This window comes from Eudoraea sp., assembly GCF_049665975.1.
Classification (GTDB): Bacteria; Bacteroidota; Bacteroidia; order Flavobacteriales; family Flavobacteriaceae; genus Eudoraea.
On sequence record NZ_JBATGR010000247.1, the window covers coordinates 1 to 3,189 of the forward strand.

4 protein-coding genes are annotated in these 3,189 nt (G+C 39.4%); 1 reads left to right on the plus strand and 3 read right to left on the minus strand.

Annotated features, from left to right (window positions below):
- On the plus strand, window positions 1-884 hold an 884-nt coding region (locus tag WBN20_RS09015; protein WP_424281447.1), incomplete at its 5' end, for a cellulose synthase subunit BcsC-related outer membrane protein.
- 3 nt (window positions 885-887) lie between these two features.
- On the opposite strand, the gene WBN20_RS09020 is transcribed toward WBN20_RS09015, so the two are convergent.
- From WBN20_RS09020 to WBN20_RS09030, 3 genes are all read right to left on the minus strand, one after another.
- On the minus strand, window positions 888-1,598 hold the full coding sequence (locus WBN20_RS09020) for a LytR/AlgR family response regulator transcription factor (RefSeq protein ID WP_424281448.1): 711 nt from the start codon (window positions 1,596-1,598) through the stop codon (window positions 888-890).
- A gap of 4 nt (window positions 1,599-1,602) precedes the next feature.
- Entirely contained in the window at window positions 1,603-1,920 is a 318-nt protein-coding gene (locus WBN20_RS09025; protein WP_424281449.1) for an Hpt domain-containing protein, read from the minus strand.
- 2 nt (window positions 1,921-1,922) lie between these two features.
- Window positions 1,923-3,189: PAS domain-containing sensor histidine kinase (locus WBN20_RS09030; protein ID WP_424281450.1), on the minus strand; the 1,267-nt coding region annotated here is incomplete at its 5' end.

The window sequence follows — 3,189 nt, forward strand, 5'->3', positions numbered from 1 at the left end:
ATACTTTTGATAATGGAAAGAATATCGCATATGGGAGCCAGCTAAGCGGGGAGATTCCGTTTTCAACAAAGTTCAGGGCTGCAGTAACTTATCAGTACAGGATTACAGAAAATACGATTACTTCTAAAAAAGCTCTTTCTCATATTGTATTGGCTGGGGCAACCTACAAACTTCTCCCTAAAACAAATTTGAAAGCGGTAATGGGGTTTAATAATGCCAGTTTTGATACCAGCACCTATACGCAACCTATCTTGGATCTCCGACTTCAATTAGAACCTCTTCGACTGCAAAACGCAGAGCTAGGATATCAGAGGGAAGTACAGAATTTCAATGCCGACCTAATTGAACGCGAAATCGTTATGAACCATTTTGGTTTAAATTACAATCTCAATACAACCTTTAATCTTGGATGGTATACACAAATCATGCATACCAGGCAGTCCGATGACAACAACCGGAATCTTGTTTTTACCTCCCTTTATTACAATGTATTTAAAAAGCCAGCCTTTAAGGTTGGTGTCAACTACCAGTACATGTCCTTCGCAGAGCAGGTACCTGATATTTATTTTAGCCCGGATCAATATCAGGCCATTGAAGTTTTTGCTGATCTAAGAGGCTCTTTTTCAGAAAAGAGCACTTATCTTCTAAACTGTGCTACAGGTTTGCAAAAGGTAGAGGACGACCCGCAGTCAGTGGTTTTCAGGTTGGAAGCAGGGCTTAATCAACAGATCTCCAAAAGAGTGATAGGTAGTATTTATGGGAAATACAGTAACATTGCTTCCGCAACGGCCACCGGATTCAACTTTACGGAAATAGGGGGTAGGTTGAAGTGGAATTTTACAAAAACCCCACTATTCTATAAAAAGATGTTAGCCAAGCTGTAGCGGTTAGAGCAAATTTAGCCTCCGCATGAGTTCCGGGCGGTTAGACCGGCTTATGGGAATTACGCTTTTTTCAATCAGCACACTGTTGTCTTCTATATCAATGATCTTCGTAAAGTTGATGATATACGATCTGTGTATCTGCAGAAAAAGCTCTTCAGGGAGTTTTTCTTTGATCTTTTTCAAGGTGTTGTGTACCCTATGTGTCTCTTTGTTAGTCTTTATATCTATATAATCGCCTTTAGCTTCTATTAATAAAATCTCATCAAAGGTCAGTTTGATAAGTCTCCGGTCTATATTGATGTACAATTCTTCCCCTACTGAGCTTGCGCTACCCTCGCCCTTGGTTTCGGAGGGTTGCTGAGCGATGGTATTCTTTACTTTCTGTATGGACTTTGTGAACCGCTCTTGCGTGATTGGTTTAACCAGATAATCCACAATTGCTTCATATTCATAGGCCTCTATCGCAAAATTTGTATCAGAGGTGGTAAGGACAATCTTCGGTGGATCTTTAAGGGTTTGCACAAAATCAAATCCCGTAAACCCGGGCATATGAATATCCAGGAATATAAGGTCTACTGTTTGCTGGTTAAGGAATTTAATGGCATCTATAGCATTCGAAAACTCTTCAATGACATCCAGCTCAGGAATGGAAGTGCACAATTGGGCTACAATTGCTCTTGCAGTTGCTTCATCATCTATGATTATACAATTCATGGTCTCAAATAGTCTTTAAATAGGATTCTATGGTCTCTAAAATACTTGAAAATTCTTCTTTTAGCGCAGTATTCTCCATTTTTAGTTCCTCTTCGTAGGTAACAGCAAGACGATAGGCATTTTCCAGTCCCAGGATGTTTAATTTATGTTTTAATTTATGGACTATCAATGCTGTTTCCTTTGTTTTTCCTTCTTGGAGGGTTTTGGCGTATTCCTTTTTCTCAACCGGGAACTCGTCCTTCAGAATGGCAATGAATTTTTGCTCAAATGCAACATCGTCGCCCGCCAATTGCTTTATATATTCAAGATTAGGGGTTTCCATGCTCATTTCTTTAAGGTGAAATAAAATGTGGTTCCCTCCCCCACATTGCTGTCTAACCAAATCTTACCTTCATACAAATCTACTATCTTTTTAACGATAGACAGTCCGATACCCGTTGATCTTTCTTTCGTTCCTATTGACTGGAATATTTGAAAGATTTTTTTATGGTACTCTTTAGGTATTCCAATGCCATTATCTTTAATACAGAATTCCCAGTGGGTCTTATTTTCCTTTACATCAATAACTACCAGGCCCTCTTCCTTATCAATATTGGTAACAGCATTGCTGATCAGGTTTTGAAAAAGCTGATGCATTTTGGTAGCATCCGCCTGTAGTGTGGGAAGGGGCGTCATGATGATGACATTAACATGTTTTGGAGTATAAATGATCTCCCGTATATCATTCACCACCTGATTTAAGTCTACGGAAGCTGTTTCGAGACGTTCACTTTTAATACTTGAATATTTTAATATTCCATCAATGAGCTTATCCATCCCCTCCACTTTTTCCTGCATCATTTGAAGGTTGAACAAACCTGTATCATCTATGATCTCTTTATAATCGTCATGCAGCCAGGTAGCCAAGGTGCTGATGCTTCGCAAAGGCGATTTAAGGTCATGAGAAACAATATGCGCATATTCCTGAAGTCCTTGATTACTGGCTTCCAGTTCTAGCAACAGCTTTTCCTTCTGTAGCTCCAGGTTTTTCTGTACTGTTATGTCCAGGTGAATCCCAATGGAACCTACCACCTTCCCCGTTTCATCATATCGGGGCGCACCACTGATAAGCCAGTAGCGCAGTTCATTAGATTTGGTATACACCTGTATCTCATAGGAATCCGATTTTCCCCTTAGCCGTTCTTTTCCTTTTTCAACGATTATATTCTTTTCGGTCAGCTTAAGGGTATCACTTGCCTTTTTTCCAATTAATTCCTGCTCAGAATACCCGCTCATATTGCAAAAACTCTGATTCACTAATTGAATTTCATCTGCATTGTCAACCTCTATTAGCCCAAGGTTCATATTGGCGATAATGCTCCAATATTTCTCCTTTTGAATCTCAAGATTTTTCTTGTAATTCTTCCTGATCGTAACATCATTATAGGTCCACAAATGCCCCTTGTAAATACCATCACTGAAAATTGGGATATAGTCTCGCTCTAAAATGCGGCCATCTTTCATTTCCAGTTCATCAGAAAGGACTACTTTTTGAGCCTTTAAGATCTGATTGATACGTGTAACGAATCCTTTTCCATCTGCAAAATAGTGC